At 48.6% G+C, this 14492-nt stretch carries 12 protein-coding genes and 1 pseudogene; 2 read left to right on the forward strand and 11 right to left on the reverse strand.

Annotation, left to right across the window (positions count from 1 at the left end; genetic code table 11):
* Positions 1–182 precede the first annotated feature (182 nt).
* Together KME11_00630 and cobN are read left to right on the forward strand one after the other, a co-directional pair.
* Entirely contained in the window at positions 183–341 is a 159-nt protein-coding gene (locus tag KME11_00630) for a hypothetical protein (protein ID MBW4513712.1), read from the forward strand.
* A gap of 49 nt (positions 342–390) precedes the next feature.
* Positions 391–4113: a cobaltochelatase subunit CobN gene (gene cobN, locus KME11_00635; GenBank protein MBW4513713.1), complete on the forward strand. Its 3723-nt coding sequence runs from the start codon at positions 391–393 to the stop codon at positions 4111–4113.
* Positions 4114–4510: 397 nt separating this feature from the next.
* On the opposite strand, the pseudogene KME11_00640 reads toward cobN, so the two are convergent.
* The 11 genes and pseudogenes from KME11_00640 to pilM form a co-directional block, all read right to left on the reverse strand.
* Positions 4511–4842: pseudogene (locus KME11_00640) on the reverse strand (DUF5615 family PIN-like protein).
* Positions 4839–5069: a DUF433 domain-containing protein gene (locus KME11_00645; protein MBW4513714.1), complete on the reverse strand. Its 231-nt coding sequence runs from the start codon at positions 5067–5069 to the stop codon at positions 4839–4841. Before KME11_00645 ends, KME11_00640 begins: the two are co-directional and overlap by 4 nt.
* Before the next feature lie 26 nt (positions 5070–5095).
* Complete coding sequence (locus tag KME11_00650) at positions 5096–5779, reverse strand: lecithin retinol acyltransferase family protein (protein MBW4513715.1); 684 nt, start codon at positions 5777–5779, stop codon at positions 5096–5098.
* 97 nt (positions 5780–5876) lie between these two features.
* Positions 5877–7793 (reverse strand): pre-peptidase C-terminal domain-containing protein, encoded by a 1917-nt coding sequence (locus KME11_00655; GenBank protein ID MBW4513716.1) that lies wholly within the window; start codon positions 7791–7793, stop codon positions 5877–5879.
* Between the two features lie 182 nt (positions 7794–7975).
* Positions 7976–8377, reverse strand: coding sequence for a type II toxin-antitoxin system VapC family toxin (locus tag KME11_00660; GenBank protein ID MBW4513717.1), 402 nt, complete (start codon positions 8375–8377; stop codon positions 7976–7978).
* Positions 8365–8601 (reverse strand): hypothetical protein, encoded by a 237-nt coding sequence (locus KME11_00665; protein MBW4513718.1) that lies wholly within the window; start codon positions 8599–8601, stop codon positions 8365–8367. The genes KME11_00660 and KME11_00665 overlap by 13 nt, the downstream gene beginning before the upstream one ends.
* Positions 8602–8622: 21 nt before the next feature.
* The gene (locus tag KME11_00670; GenBank protein MBW4513719.1) at positions 8623–8901 is read right to left on the reverse strand and encodes a hypothetical protein; all 279 of its coding nucleotides are present in this window, start codon (positions 8899–8901) and stop codon (positions 8623–8625) included.
* Positions 8902–9028: 127 nt separating this feature from the next.
* Entirely contained in the window at positions 9029–11413 is a 2385-nt protein-coding gene (locus tag KME11_00675) for an AMIN domain-containing protein (protein MBW4513720.1), read from the reverse strand.
* 42 nt (positions 11414–11455) lie between these two features.
* The gene (locus KME11_00680) at positions 11456–12301 is read right to left on the reverse strand and encodes a hypothetical protein (GenBank protein MBW4513721.1); all 846 of its coding nucleotides are present in this window, start codon (positions 12299–12301) and stop codon (positions 11456–11458) included.
* Positions 12298–13149 carry a PilN domain-containing protein gene (locus KME11_00685; protein MBW4513722.1) on the reverse strand — a complete coding sequence of 284 codons (852 nt, stop codon included), beginning with the start codon at positions 13147–13149 and terminating at the stop codon, positions 12298–12300. Before KME11_00685 ends, KME11_00680 begins: the two co-directional genes overlap by 4 nt.
* Positions 13150–14268: a type IV pilus assembly protein PilM gene (pilM, locus tag KME11_00690; protein ID MBW4513723.1), complete on the reverse strand. Its 1119-nt coding sequence runs from the start codon at positions 14266–14268 to the stop codon at positions 13150–13152. It lies immediately after the preceding gene.
* Positions 14269–14492 lie beyond the last annotated feature (224 nt).

Below are 14492 nucleotides of genomic sequence, written 5' to 3' on the forward strand. Positions count from 1 at the left end.
TCTCGCAAGATGAATATGGGTGTGATTGATCATATCACTAGCTTTTAGGGGGTGCAGTGTGCTCTTCAAGATACTCACAAGGGGTTGCCCTGAGATACCCCTTGTGTCGTCGAACTTGAGAGTAGGATAAGCAAGGCATCGAACGAGAGGATATACTAAATCCTAGTATTGAATCTGCATTCATGAACAAGCTTATGCAACGACATGAGGCGATCGCTCAAGGCGGCAAAGACGACAGCGCTCCGGGTCTTCGCCCTCAGTCCCACGCTGGTTATTACGCCGCCTACGTTTTTGACCCTGATAGTTACAAGATCGAAGCCGTTTGCCATACACCAGAATAGAAAAATGCTGTAGTCTTCTTTTAACCCCCGTCCCTTTACTCAACCCTCTATGCATCGTCTCGCGACCATTCCCGGCGGTTGGAACCCTACTGCCGATGGCGTTATTTTTGTAGAGCAGCAGCCTGCCCCCATCGTCATCATTACTGCTGCGGATACCGACATTCAAACCTTTGCAGCAGCAGCTAATCAGTTGCCCGATGACTTTCCCGAACTGCGAGTCGTTAATTTGTTGCAGCTTCAACAGCAACTGACGATCGACACCTATGCCGATGATGTGTTGAGCAAGGCAGAGGTAATCGTCGTACGAGTGATTGGCGGGCGATCGTATTGGAGTTACGGGCTAGAAGTGGTTGAAGAATTGGCGCAACGCACAGGTGCAAAGCTGATCATCTTACCAGGAGACGAACGACCTGACCCTAATTTACTCAGTCATTCAACAGTTTCGTTAACGGAAGCCAATCAAGTTTGGCAATACATGATTGAGGGAGGCGTGAATAACTATTGCAATCTTCTAAAATTCGTTGCAACTCAGTTTCTTAATCAAAACTATCAAGTTCAGCTACCGCAATCCATACCGCGAATCGGCGTTCTCTGTCAGTTTCAAAATACGTGTGCCTCTTGTACATTCGAGTTAGGTCAAGCATCAAGGGTTGCAATTCTATTTTACCGTGCTCATTACTTAGCTGGAAACACAGCCGTTATCCATGCGCTGTGTGATGCATTAAAACAACGCAATTTAACGCCAGTTCCCATCTTTGTTTCCTCACTCAAGGAGCCGGACGTACAAAAAGAGTTGCTCAACTTTAAAGGGATTGAACTTATTCTCAATGCCACCAGTTTTTCCCTAGCGAGTTTAGATGCTAATTCTCCCCAAGTTGAACTTTGGGAAACGCTAAATGTGCCCGTATTGCAGATTATTTTTAGTGGTGGCACCAAAGAGCAATGGGCGACGGGAGTGCAAGGGTTAGCGCCTAAGGATATGGCGATGAATGTGGCGTTACCTGAGGTGGATGGCAGAATTATTACGCGGGCAGTTTCGTTTAAATCAGTGCAAACTGAGAACGCTAAGTTACAGGCTGATGTCGTGGTGTATGAGCCGATGGGCGATCGCATTCATTTTGTTGCCGAACTTGCTGCCAACTGGATCAAGCTGCGCCAAACACCACCGCCCGATCGCAAAATTGCCCTCATCCTCGCCAACTATCCTACCCGTGATGGACGCTTAGCCAATGGCGTTGGACTAGACACCCCAGCCAGCTGCATCAAGATTCTTAAAGCGCTTCAGCTTGCCGGATATTATGTTGAAAATATTCCTGAGACTGATCAAGAATTGATTCGGTTACTCACAACAAGCGTGACCAATGATCCGGAGGGCTGGACGTTGCGCAACGTTCGTCAATCACTGTCATTAGAAGATTACCAAACTCATTTCAATCAGTTGCCTATTGCCGTTCAGGCTGGCATTCAATCTCGTTGGGGAGATGCCGATACTGACATCCCGATCGCAGGTATTCAACTCGGTAATATTTTTGTGGGTGTGCAACCTGCTAGAGGTTATGACCGCGATCCTTCACTGAACTATCACGCCCCCGAGTTAGAGCCGCCGCACAGCTACCTGGCGTTTTACCATTGGGTACGATCGCAGTTTCAATCCCAGGCGATTGTTCATGTGGGCAAACACGGCAACTTGGAATGGCTCCCTGGCAAAAGCGTGGCGTTATCTGAAACCTGCTATCCCGAAGCCGTTCTGGGGGCAATGCCTCACCTCTACCCGTTCATTGTCAATGATCCGGGTGAAGGCGCGCAGGCAAAGCGACGCGCACAAGCCGTGATTATTGACCATCTCACGCCACCGATGACTAGAGCAGAACTATATGGCAATTTGCATCAGTTGGAGGGGCTGATTGATGAGTACTATGAGGCACAAACTCTTGACCCAGTGCGGTTGCCCTTAATCCGCGATCGCCTTGCTCAACTCATCACGCAAGAAAATCTCCAGCACGATTTAGGTATTACCTGTGAAACCTTAGACGATACTAGCCTGACCAATTTTTTGACTACTGCGGACGGTTATTTGTGCGAGTTAAAAGAGGCTCAAATTCGGGATGGTTTACATATTCTGGGACAATGCCCCCCGAGTCGACAGTTACGAGATTTGATTGTAGCGATCGCTCGTAATCCAACCCCCAATCGCGTTGGCCTGACCCGCGCCATTGCTCAAGATTGGCAGGTAGAGGTTGATCCATTGTCTGCTGATTGGGGTGAACGCTTTGATTCCACAAATCATCCTCATCTCATTCATTGCCGTATTGCAGGCGATGTGGTTGAAGTCATTGAAGAATATGCCGCGGATCTGGTAAATCAGTTGATGCAAGATTTAGAATTACCTACGATTGGATTAGCGACAACTCAAGAATTAGCCTGGATTAGCGATCGTCTTCTCCCTGCTCTCCAAGAAACCCATCAGGAAATTCGCAACCTTCTGCGCGGGCTCAACGGCGAATATATTCCCAGCGGTGCCTCGGGCGCACCCACGCGCGGCAGACCCGAAGTATTACCCACCGGACGCAACTTTTACTCAGTCGATATCCGCGCCATTCCTACTCAAACGGCATGGGATATTGGCAGGAGAGCCGCTGCTGCATTGGTCGAACGTTACACCCAGGAGAACGGCGAATATCCTAAAACCCTAGGGCTTTCCGTCTGGGGAACTTCTACCATGCGCACCGGAGGAGATGACATTGCTGAAGCGCTGGCACTGCTAGGAGTTCAGCCCGTCTGGGATGGCGTTTCTCGACGAGTCATTGATTTTGAGATTCTGCCGATCGCCGTTTTAGGTCGTCCGCGCGTGGACGTGACGCTGCGTATTTCAGGATTCTTTCGAGATGCATTTCCTAATTTAATTGATTTGTTTGATAGTGCGGTCACGGCGATCGCAGACTTAGAAGAACCTGATGATCAAAATCCATTATCAGCACAGGTCATGCAAGAGCGAACGTTTTGGCAAGCCCAAGGACTCAGTCTTGAGATGGCGGAAGAGCGATCGCTTTACCGTATTTTTGGCTCTAAACCTAGCGCCTACGGTGCAGGTTTGCAAGGACTCATTGAATCGCAAAACTGGAACGAAGAATCCGATCTAGCCCAGGCATATATCAACTGGAGCGCCTACGCCTACACCCGCAAAGCCGAAGGCAAATCTGCCCCAGAAGCCTTTAATCAGCGCCTTGGCAACATGCAAATTGTGCTGCAAAACCAAGATAACCGCGAACATGATCTGCTGGATTCCGATGACTATTATCAGTTTCAGGGGGGCTTAAGTGCGGCGGTGCGATCGGTTTCTGGAACGCAACCCAAAGCCTACTTTGGCGATAATTCTCGCCCCGAACAACCCAAAGTTCGGGCACTTTCTGAAGAGATTGCGCGGGTGTATCGATCGCGCGTCGTCAACCCCAAATGGATTGAGGGCGTGATGCGTCATGGTTATAAAGGCGCATTTGAAATGGCAGCAACGCTTGACTTTTTATTCGGTTACGATGCCACGACTCAATGCGTTCCAGACTTTATGTATCAAGGCGTTGCAGAAGCGTATTTGTTTGATCCAGCGGTGCAAGAATTCGTTCAGAACAATAATCCTTGGGCACTGCGAGATATGTCAGAGCGATTGTTAGAGGCGCATCAACGAGAAATGTGGAAGGATGTCACAGAGGATACTTTGGAACAACTGCGGCAACTGTTTCTAGAGGCAGATGGTGTGATTGAGAATCAGATTTAAACTGCTTTGTCTAATACTTGGATACGCAAAACTTCATTCTTTATTAACGGTCAATCTAAGACTCAGAAACAATTAAAACAACTATCGTTTCACCTACTGTATTAAACACTTCCAGGCTATAACCGTCTTCTCCATCGTTTACCGAATAGCGATCGCTGTTGGGATGAATCAGTGGAATTTAAAGAGATTGGTGGATTTGTGGCGATCGTATGATAAGGATCGGGAGCAAATGAGCTTAGTACTTCGCTCCATGGTGGATTAGTTACCTGCGATCGCCATTCACCTTACCGCAACATTCAACTTTAAGCGATCGCCCCACTCAAAAAACTTTTGTCTGAGCAAGAAGCAATCCTTATCCGCTCTGCGAAACAACGCGCAGTTCAGTTTACTGCAACAGTTAGTACAATTCAAGGCAATGTAGAGCGGAGTTCTTCAGAAGCTCTTGGATTGATCCAGAGCCAGAGCGAAGTAATCTTTCAACTTGGCAAGTTGAAAGATTTCCACAGCGCAACCATGCGACCTTAGACGGAGAGCCGTACAAACGGCTTCTTTCAGCAAAATCTGCATCTTGAGTCATAATGCAAAAGCCGTTCAACTTGGCAAACTCCCAAATTTCAGTATCAGTCTCTTCTGCTAATTGATGAAGCTGAACATGACTAGAATCAGGGTAAATGTCTATCAACCTTGCACCAGTTTACGGCTTAAGTTTTGGTCAAATAACAGCTTCAATCTATACCTACCAAAGCAACTAAGCGATGCTCACGGTCAGCCGCAAATTCTAAACAGGCTCTAATGTCTGCTTCTGTCAGTTCTGGAAAATCGTCCAAGATCTCTTCGTGAGCCATCCCAACAGCTAACCAACCCAATACATCGTAAACCGTGATTCGCATTCGTCGAATGCAGGGTTTACCGCCACGTTTATCTGGCTCAATAGTGATAATGTCACGATAGGTCATGAGAAATACAGGTAATATTTCTCATTCTAGACAATCGCACTCTGCTTCAAAGCCTGGCGATCGCGCTCAATAGTTTGTTGCAACGCGACTAGTTCATCCATCTGTTGTTGCAAATCCTGAACCTTGCGCTTAAAGGGATAACGTCGTTCTAGGGCAGCGCGTGCTAACGGCTCTTTGCCTTGCTTGAGGGCAAGTTGGGCGGCGCGCTGCCAGGTATCCATTTCTTTTTGGGCTTGCGTAAGCTGGGCTTGAATCTCAGCGTGAGCGATCGCCAAATTCCCCAGCGCCAGCCGAAACTGTTCCATCGCCGCCACCGGGTTGCCCTGTGCTGCCTCTTCCACAAAGCCTCGATCAAACTGCTTTAATAAACCTACATCTAACCCCGCAAGCTGGACACATTCACCTTCTCCAATCTTGCACCAAGTCGCAAAGTGTTCGCAGTTGTTGGTTAATAAACTGTACCGCCGTTCGCCCAACCGACTCTCTGCCCGCTCAATCACGACATCGGGTACATAAGAAGTCGTGTATTGCTTGGTATAGACGGGTCTACCCTGAGCAAAGGTTTCATAAGAAGTTCTACTAATCTCGGCTTCCCCAGGCTTGTAGTAATGAATGACTGTACCGTCACCACAGTCAATTCCGTGGTGTTGATACAAACTATCCAGTCCCGCCAAGGGGCGCATTACATAGATTTGGTCGCCGCGTGCCATGAGTTGAGGGTGAAATAAATGGGCTGATCAAGACATGACAGTTATACCCTAATACCCTACAACGCCAACGCCCTAGAAAGGGTGATTTGTCCAACCCTTAAACCCCAATGACATCACTCAAACGTGAAGAACCCAGGGTGTTTAGTCCGCTGGCTTGTGCCATGTGGTAAGCACAACCGCAGCGAATAAATAAGTCGTTGGAGCCGGGAGGTAAGCTTGAGATGATATTACTTGAGATAGTGTTATTGGCAGGGCTGGCAGTTCTGGAAAAGGAGAAGGGTTCAGCAGCGCCGTAATTAACGTTCCAGCCGATGTCGCGCAGAGAGGCGATCGTCAGTTGGCTGAGGGGAATTTTAATGCCTGCGCCTTCCGCTTCAGGAGTGAGCATCTCGTTACCAAACACGGCTTCGCTCCAGTGCCCGTAGATTAAGTTGCCAGCAGAATCTTTATCTTTGGAGAGGGGAACAGCAGTGGGGGTAAAAGTGCCCGCCAAATCACCGTAGGCGCTGCCTGCATAGCTATCGGCAGTATAGGTATCGTTCTTGGTATTAATCAAGGTGCGTCCACTATTTTCCCAAAGCGTGCCAATGCCCAACACATGGGCAAACTCGTGGGTGAGGATGGCGGTTAAATATTCGGGGTTGCTGTTAAAGGTGTTGGCGTAGCTGGTGTTAATGCGGACTCTGCCTGTGGTGGGCATCCATTTATTAGTTTTATCGGGAATGCCTTGTTTGTTAGTGGCGGCGGCGTACCAGTTGTCGGCATTCGATTCGCCAATTACATCAACATCTAGGGTGTGGGTGCCGTTGAGACTGCTGTAGGCAATGACGTTTTCCCAAACCTTTGCGGCTTGAGCGATCGCCCCTCTCACGCTATTGTTAATGCTGCCTAACCCTGCTCCAAAATTTAGCCGAATTGAAAACTGTTTGTCATCACTTGCCGCCGCGATAAAGTTTGTATTAACGCTGTAATTAGCAGTTTGATTGTTGTAGTTCATGACCTGCAACAAATAATTACCCGTTCCTACAAACTTACGAATCGACTCACTGGCTGTACCGCGCTCCCACTGCCAAGCCAAAACTTCGCCCTGATCGATCGCCCCATTATTATTTGCATCTTGCACCAATCGCACATCTGCATCACCCGTCAATCCTGTTAAATTGGCGGTAAATACACCCGATTGATTAACGTTAAAGCGATAGAAATCACTGCTCTTCGCTGCACTCACTTGCCCCGATTGTGAAAAGATAGGAGAACTCTGCATACTGCCAGAATTAACCGTAGAATTACCATTGGGATTACTTGTTGGATTACCTGGCAACGGACTGGATGTTATCACACCTGAACTATCTGCCGCCATTGCCAGCGTATACTTGACTCGCGACGAAAAAGGAGAAACTTGAACAAAATAAGTCCCTGCTTTTAACGATTGTCGAATCGACTCATTCGATCGCCCATCAGTTGACGATCGCGCAAGTTCATTGCTGTTTTTATCCAACAATATTAAATCAGCATCTCGACGCAAATCACGGAGCGACAAATCAATTGCGCCATCAGTTGTTAAATCAATTTGGTAAAAGTCTTGGCGATCGCTTCTACCGCCGACTCGCTGCTGGAACGTTCGCTTAACTCCGCTCAAAGTTCCGGCATCTAGCGCATCATTGATCTCATCGCCCGCATCGATCGCCCGTCCTGAACCTTTGAGGTTGAGCTTATAGCGAGCGTTGCTTTCCGTTGCCACCTGTATATAGTAATCGCCCGACTTCAAGCGACTATCAAAGGATTGCTTGCGGCTGTCTTTTGCTCGTTTCAGTTCCGAGCCATCTGCTTTAAGCAACTGCAAGCTGGATCTACCGCTAACTTGATCGAGAGAAAAATTCAGCCGACTGGAGCGATCGAGACTAAAACGATAGAGTTGTTTCGTGCTGCCTTGGCTGCGATAGTCTGCATCGCCGTTAAGATTGCCAATGTTTTGGGCGTTGCTGAGGGCGTTGAGGGCATTGCGCGTTTTCATAATGACAATCCTTGAGGGAGAAATGCAGACGTGACAAAATAGGGGTGTATTGCCCCATGCTACGAATGCGATTGTAGTTAATGACTGGCGATCGCCGTTTGAGTTCCGCGATCGCTTTTCACCCGATGATGGCTTGGCGATCGGGCTGTGTCACCTGCAATTGAGCCAGTTTCTCAATTGAGTCATTTCAGCAAACAAGTCTCTAGTTCAGAATATTGAGCAAACGAGCGATCGACACTGGCAAGCTTTGCCCCATATTCTAAAGCCGTAGCAATAATGAGGCGATCGAATGGATCTTTGTGAGTGGGAGACAAATCAACAGCACGAGCCGCGATCGCTTCGGTCATTGGCAACACCTCAACTCCCGCAGGTGTTAAAGCCTCACGAAACCAATCTTGCGCAGTAGAGGGGAGTCTAATACGTCCCTTTTTATGAGCCAGGGCAATTTCATAGCATGAGATTGGGGAAACCCCGACACAAGCCGCAGCCTTAATAGAGTCAAGCCAGCGAGACGGAAATTGATCAAAGTTAGCATTGATCAGCCAAAGCCAAATATGAGTATCAAGAACAATTATTTCAGACATTCCCAATCTTCTTCATCCACAATCGGACTGACAATATCTCCTAAAATTTCCACTTTCCCTGCCATGTCAGTCGGAAAAGTGCGCCGTTTTACAGGTAATGTTTTCTCCTCCAGAACTGTCACCTCCAAAACTGTCACAATTAGACGTGCTGATTCTACTGAGGGCTGTTCCCCTAGCCACTTCACTTGACCATTTTCGTAAATTGCTTCATAGCTTTTTAGCATGGCTGGTTTCCTCTGTATAAATTAAGGCTGCGATCGCGTTAAGACATATTGATGAATTACACTTGCGGCAAAAATTGGCACGGAAAGACCTGCCTGTTGTGCCAAAACTTGAAGCGATCGCAAATCACTCGCAGGGAGTTCAATCTTGACTTCCTCTAACCCTGCTGATAATTCTGCTACATAGGCTTGAGCATAGCTTTGGTAGCGTTGCATCTCTTGTGATCTATCCGGCACAGAATTCCACTCATCGGCTTCTATAGATTCTAGGACTGCCTGTTCTTCAGGATCTAAAAGGAGCATAGTTTTAGTCTCCCAAGTATTTTTTCTTCATCTTACGGCATGGATATCAGTTACAGAAATCAGCCAATAAAAAAGGTGGACTCGTTAGCCCACCCAAAAAAGGAGTCAGTTGTTCCAGTTAGCCTGTTTAGGGCTGCACACCTTGACGTTGTAAAAGCTGCTGAGTTTCTGGCATGGGCGTATAGCGATAGCCAAAGTTAGAAGTGTCATCATCATTCAAGATCTGGGGGGTGAGAAGCACAATCACTTCACGCCGACTGTTTTCTCGGCTGGTGCTTCTAAACAGTGCGCCCAGAATGGGAATGTCACCTAAAATTGGCACCTTGGTAATGGTGGTGCGATCGCTGTCTTGGATAATTCCCGAAACAATCAGGGTTTGACCATCGCGGAGACGTAGCCGCCCAGTGTCTAAATTTCGCCGATTCAAAAGCGTAATCGTGTTTGAGCCACCATTACCCAACCGAATTTCGCGGGTTTCAAAAGGCGATGTTACAGAAGGATTGATGTTCAAAGAAACAAAGCCGTTGTCATCAATGCGATCGACTGCAACCGTTAGTGTTAATCCCGCGTTAGCCTTCTCAATCTCTGTATTTGTAACGGTTTCGTTATTGGTAGAGGTTCGTGTTTCGAGAACGTTAGTGATCACTTCCTGTCCTAGCTCTACCTGTGCCTGTTCCCCTTCCTGAATGACCAACGTTGGATCAGTCAGAATTTTGGCATTGCCACTCACAACCTGTGCTTGCAAACCTGCCAAGAACCGAGAGGGGTATTGGAACAGACTTGGCAAAGCCGATTGAACTGTAGACGCAGTGCCCTGAGTAAAAGTAATTTCTCCAGTCTGAGCATTACGGGCAATTACCGTTGGCGTTCCAGGCTCAAAATCAGTGACACCAGGACGCAATGGGTTATCGTTCTGACCTAGGGGGGGAACGGGTTGAAGAAAGGTCGCATCGGTATTGGTAAAGCGTCCCTGATCGACTACGCCGCCACCACCACCCGGAACAACTAACTGTTGAGTCGCATCCAAGAATGGCGCATTTCCTGCGTAGGGATTATTAATGGTTGGCGGGCTATTCAAGCTGTTGCGCGCTTGATCTGCTGTTGCTGGATTAGTCCGACCGTAGTTGAAAACTGCCGCGCCTCGGTCAACTAAAAAGAAGCCATTCCCGGCACCAAACGAAAAGCTGGTGCTGAAGTTATCGGTTGCAAGCAAATTAATATCGACGATTTTAACGTTGACTGCAACTTGACGTTGGCGTAAGTCGAGCTGTCCTAGCATTGAGGCAGCCATTGCAACCTGATTAGGGCTGCCGACTAAAGTCACAGAGTTGAGCCGGGGGTCAGCCGTGACTGACAAACCTCGAAGCACTAAGGGACTTATTCCCTGCTCAACTGAAACAGTATCAACACGGGGAGGGTTAGGCTCTCTAATTGTGCGGCTCAACCCGGTTTCTTCATCTCGTTCTGTAACAATCCGCTCTCCACCTTCAAAAAACTGTCTTGTCTCAGCTCCTAAAGTTGCGAGGTAAGTCGCAGCACTAAGAGCCGTAGTTTGATTAACTCGAATCGTCCGAGTAAGAACGTTACGTGCAGAATCGGGCAATCGAGGACTGACAAAAATAGTTCTTCCTGCTCGGTTTGCTTCTAATCCTGCAACCCGCAAAACATAGTTAAAGACGTTCTGGACAGGTTCGTTCTCAATATCAAGTGAGATTTTAGCCCCCGCGCTAGTTGTAGAACCGTCGGAAGGCGCAGTAGGTGCAGCGGCAGCAGATTGATCGGCTGCAACGCTTTCATCTATGTAAGCAACATTCATGCCAGCGGCACGGGCAAGGAGAGACAGGACATCGCGCACGGGTGCATCGCGCAGCACCAAACGAGGAACAACTTCATTGGTTCCCAAGTTAATTTCTGAAGGAGAAGAATCGATGCTTGATACCGACTGGTCGCCTAAAGGAGGCGCGATCGCCCTCGGTTGAGTCGGCGGTACACTTTGCCCCGGTGCAACTCCAGGAGAACCCGGTAATGCTGGTGGCGGCTGACTCTGGGCAATTTGATTCGGAACAGACTGGTTCGGTAGAGGCAGACTAGGCGATGCAGCGGCACTGCCTGCGCCACCCACATTTAGCGTAATCAAACCCGAATCTTGACTCACCTGACCCGATGGGGCAGCATTCTCTCCGCTGACTTCCACCCGCACACTGTTACCATCCAACTGCGTTACCGACACCGAACTAATGCCGGGAGCCGGATCGTTCTTCAAAAAGCCATTGCCAGCAGAGAGTTTTAGCTCCGTGTTAATAATGTCGGCAATCAAGGCATTGCCTCGGCTGACGGTAAAGACCTGGGGGCGATCGCCATTCTTGGTTTGCAGTACCACCTGAACGCCGCCATCTGTCTGCTTCAACTGCACATCAGTAATCTGCGTTGAAGCAGCCTGGGCAGCCTGAGATGCCATCATCACCAAAGCTACACCACCAATTACACTACCAAATCCAAGATGCCGTTTCACGGAACACTCCTCCTTAAATATCAGACTGCTGTGGGGTTAGAGTTAGGGGCTGGGGGACGGGTTGGGGACTACCGTCGGGACTGCCGCAGGAGCCGCGCCTGCTGGATCATTAACTGCTGGGGCATTAGCTGCTGGGACATCTGCTGGAGCACTCACTGTAGGAGCAGACTCTTGCTCGATCGGCACTAGAGCAGCAAGCTGAAACCCAGTTATGATTCGGGTTTCGGGTTGTCCAAGCAATCTGCCCTGCTCGTTGAATAGTACTTCTTGGGTCGAACTATCTAAGTCTGTCTTAAAGTTACTAATCACCAAGAGCGGCTGTAATCGCTCAATGTTGCGAATAATCGACTGAGTTTGAGGATACGATCCTCTGATTTCTACCTGGTAAACTCGCCGTTCTAAACGGTTATCAACCTCAGCACCTAAAGACCCATCAGTTACTGGGCCTGAAGCTTCGGCATCCAAATCAAACTTAGAAAGCGTTGCCCGTTTATCGGGGTCAGTAATGCCTGCATTAACCGACTGAACCCGCTCATTCACATCTAAAAGCAAAGTATCTACACTTTTTTCAGAAGCAAACAAACTCAAAACATCTGCCCGCAACTGCTCAGCATCTTTCAGCCTCACGCGGGCATCTTCTATTTGCTTTTTAAATTGCTCTAGGTTTTGCCGTTGCGCTTCTTTAACGGCAATATCTTGGCTTAACTCTTGGTTGCGTTCCAGGGCAGGCTGCACCAAGTTAGAGAATAAGAGATAGGCTCCTACCAACCCCACCAATGCGACTAGAACACCATTCACCGTTGGGGTTAAAGACAGCCCGAACAGCTTAGGAAAATCGGGGGTGTCTGCTGTTTCTCCCGAAGGAACAAAATCTCCACCGTAGCTCATGGCTTTAAAACTCCTCTATCCCTGAGTGCTTGAATTCTGCTGGCTAACCCTACCGATAAGGTGCGCTCCAAATCCTGTAGTAGGGCAGAAGCAGGTAACTCGGTCAACGTTGTATCAATGGTATATTCCACAACTGGTGGAAATTTAACTTCAACTTGATCGCTAGAGGCAGTTTGTCCTTCTTCTGCCTCAAACGAGATTTTAGTAGGATTTTCGATCAGCTTCGAGGTTGCTAATTTAGTGTCTTCACTGGTTAAGAATGGCGATCGCTGCAACGTCAGTATGAAATCATTGACTTCGCTAAACGACTTGGCTCGACCCGTCACCCGAATTCTTTGAGGTTGAGGAGAAGCCGCTACAACCGGAACCTCAGGCACACCAGGAGAGGGGCTGGCTCCAGGACTGGGGCTAGGACTGGCGGTAACCGGAGCCGTCACGGGAATCTCTTCGGGCGGCAATTGTTCGATCAGGCTAATTTGTACACCGTTGGGAACGCGATCGCGGATGTCTTGCAGGATGCCCGACCAAGGCTTAATCCGGTCAAAGACCGTTGCCAGTGCCGTGTTGTCATCTTCGTAGTCTTTCACCCGTTGGGTAATCGCATCCACCTCAGCTTGCTGAGTTTGAATTATGGCTAGTTCGCTATCGAGTGCCGCTTGCCGTTGCTCTAGCGTGCCGTTTTGTGACTGCAACAGCGCCCATGCTCCTAGCGCTAAAGCAGGTAGAGCGATCGCCACTGCTAACCCAAGATAAAAAGGAGTCTGATTAACAGGGCCTTTTGGCTTAAGAGGGCTTTCAGATTGCCGCTCCGTCCGGTCATTGAGAAAATTAATATCTAGCGCGTACATTTACCATGCCTCCCGTAATCCCAAACCCAGAACTACACCCAACCCCGATCGCTGCGCCAACGGAATTTCCTGCGCTACCTCCAACGACATCGCGGCGATCGGATCAATCGGCGTGGTCGGCAAGCTCAACCGCTGAGAGAAGAACTCATCTAACTGCCCGATCGCTGCCCCCGGCCCCGCTAGCAAAAGCTGCGCCACCTCAGTGTTTTCACCCTGATTATGGTAAAAGTCGATGGAGCGGCGTAATTCATCCGCCAAATCGCCCAAAATTCGCAGCATCGCCGTTATCGCTGGGTTAGTGCCGCCTTTAGCAGGCGCATCCATAGAGTGATCCATGGGGCTAGAAGCCGGAACCGTCATGCCTTGCAGTAACTCGGTATTGCGTGAAGGCGGTAAGTTCATGGCTCGACTCAGCGAGGTTTGAATTTGATAGGTGCCAATCGGAACCGTCCGAGAAAACTGAGGCACTCCATCTACAGCGATCGAAATTTCGGTACTTTCAAACTGAATATCCACCAGCGCCACCGCTTCTTGAGGCGAGAACTGCCGCAACTGAGGACGAATGGTTCTAATCAATGAAAAGCTACTAATTTCTAAAACATCGACCATCAATCCTGCTTGCCGAAATGTTTCTAAATAAGAATTCGTGACATCTTTGCGGGTGGCAACCAGCAACACCTGCACTTTCTCAATGCCATCCTCATCCACAAACAAACCCAGCTTTTGGTAATCCACATCTGCCTCTTCCCGAGGGAACGGAAGATACAAACCTGCTTCTTGGTTCAACACCATTTCTCGCAGTTCGCGGTCATCCAACTCAGCCGGAACCGGAATGATGCGCGTCACCGTGTCTCGACCGCTAGGAATAGCAGTAGCAGCATGTTTTACCTTTAACTTGCTCTCTGTCAAAATCGATTGGATGATCTCAGCCATGGCTACCGTATCTGCAATCTGACCATCTTGAAAAATGCCTTCCGGCACCTCTGCCGAAGCCAAGGTCATGAGTTGAAACCCTTGCCCCTTCTTTTTAAGACGCGCTAAATTCACTCGGTCGGGGGTCAGTTCGACACCGACTCCTTTGTTCTTTTTTGAGAATAAACTTCGGAGGCTACTAACCACAGTTTTTTGTCCGTTAACGCATGAGTTTTAGAAGTGTCAGATCCGCAAAAGCGAGAAAATATGGGATTGATGCTGTTCAGAATACCCGCTTTAAAGTGAATTGAGCTATTGCCCCAAATTTATTATTTGATGACGCGGGTAACTTGTTTAACAGGAAGGATACAAAGCTTAGAAATCCTCTACTTCTCAAGATCCTGTTTAACTAAAGCCAAACGCGATCGCTT

This window comes from Timaviella obliquedivisa GSE-PSE-MK23-08B (assembly GCA_019358855.1).
Taxonomy (GTDB): Bacteria; Cyanobacteriota; Cyanobacteriia; order Elainellales; family Elainellaceae; genus Timaviella; species Timaviella obliquedivisa.

Coding starts and splice junctions, on each gene's coding strand:
- KME11_00630 (MBW4513712.1), top strand. CDS start 183: ATGAACAAGCTTATGCAACGACATGAGGCGATCGCTCAAGGCGGCAAA.
- cobN (MBW4513713.1), top strand. CDS start 391: ATGCATCGTCTCGCGACCATTCCCGGCGGTTGGAACCCTACTGCCGAT.
- KME11_00645 (MBW4513714.1), bottom strand. CDS start 5,069: ATGACCTATCGTGACATTATCACTATTGAGCCAGATAAACGTGGCGGT.
- KME11_00650 (MBW4513715.1), bottom strand. CDS start 5,779: ATGGCACGCGGCGACCAAATCTATGTAATGCGCCCCTTGGCGGGACTG.
- KME11_00655 (MBW4513716.1), bottom strand. CDS start 7,793: ATGAAAACGCGCAATGCCCTCAACGCCCTCAGCAACGCCCAAAACATT.
- KME11_00660 (MBW4513717.1), bottom strand. CDS start 8,377: ATGTCTGAAATAATTGTTCTTGATACTCATATTTGGCTTTGGCTGATC.
- KME11_00665 (MBW4513718.1), bottom strand. CDS start 8,601: ATGCTAAAAAGCTATGAAGCAATTTACGAAAATGGTCAAGTGAAGTGG.
- KME11_00670 (MBW4513719.1), bottom strand. CDS start 8,901: ATGCTCCTTTTAGATCCTGAAGAACAGGCAGTCCTAGAATCTATAGAA.
- KME11_00680 (MBW4513721.1), bottom strand. CDS start 12,301: ATGAGCTACGGTGGAGATTTTGTTCCTTCGGGAGAAACAGCAGACACC.
- KME11_00685 (MBW4513722.1), bottom strand. CDS start 13,149: ATGTACGCGCTAGATATTAATTTTCTCAATGACCGGACGGAGCGGCAA.